This window comes from Thermomonas sp. LB-4 (assembly GCF_036409385.1).
Lineage (GTDB): Bacteria > Pseudomonadota > Gammaproteobacteria > Xanthomonadales > Xanthomonadaceae > Thermomonas.
On sequence record NZ_JAXOFT010000060.1, the window covers coordinates 1 to 1,008 of the forward strand.

Sequence of the window (1,008 nt, forward strand, 5' to 3'; positions counted from 1 at the left end):
ACGTTGTTCAGTTGGATGCGGGTGATGGGTGGTCTGTAGCCGAGGCTGGCATGTGGTCGATGCCAGTTGTAATGATGAAGCCAGTCCTGCAGCGCGTGGGCACGCTGTTCGGAGCTGGCGTAGGAGCGGGCGTAAGCCCATTCGCGCAGGCTGGTCTGCACCAGCCGTTCAGCCTTGCCATTGGTGCGTGGGGTGTAGGGGCGCGTGCGCAGGTGGCGCATGCCCAAGCGATGGATCAGGCGGCGGAAGGTGCGCGATTTGTAGCAGGCGCCGTTGTCAGTCAGGACGCGCTCGAAGCGAACGCCCAGGCGGCGGTAGTAGCGCACCGCCCGCAGCAGCGCCCTGCACGCGCTGCTGCCGCGCTCGTCCGGTTCGATGGAGCCAAACGCCACGCGGGAATGGTCATCGATGGCCAGATGGACGTATTCCCAACCCATGCCATTGGAGTTGACCTGGCGATCGCCGGTGACCCGATGCCCCGGCTGTCGGAAGCGAGCGAGCTTCTTGATGTCCAAATGCAGCAGCTGGCCGGGCAAGGCGTACTCGTAGCGGTTCTCTGGAGCTGCAGGCTCAAGCTCCGCCAAACGGTGCAGTCCAGCGCGCCGCAACAGCCGGGCGATGGTGCTTGGGGCAACAGGCAGCTGCTCGGCGATCTGCCGGTACGTCTGCCGTGAGCGGCGTCGCTCCATGACGTGCTGCACGATCTCCGATGGCGTGGCATGCGGGCAGGCGCGTGGCCGAGAGGATCGGTCTACCAAGCCCTGGGGGCCTTCCTCCTTGAAACGCCTGAGCCACTTGTAGGCCGTACGGACGCTGACACCGGCTGCGTGCGCGGCCTCTTCGACGCGAAGGCCCTGAACAAGGATGCGGTTCACGAGCAGGGCTCGACCGCGCGGGCTCAAACGGGCATGTTTATGCAGGTTCATCCGGGGCTCCTGGGGCTGGGTTGGCTTCGTAACCCCCATCTTCCAGAGATGCCCCGGATGAACAACCTACTGAGAGATCACA

Annotated in this window: 1 protein-coding gene; it reads right to left on the bottom strand. The window is 64.8% G+C overall.

Annotation, left to right across the window (positions count from 1 at the left end; genetic code table 11):
* Window positions 1-926, bottom strand: a 926-nt coding sequence (locus SPK54_RS13610) for an IS481 family transposase (protein WP_330948407.1), incomplete at its 3' end; no start/stop codon positions are given.
* Window positions 927-1,008 lie beyond the last annotated feature (82 nt).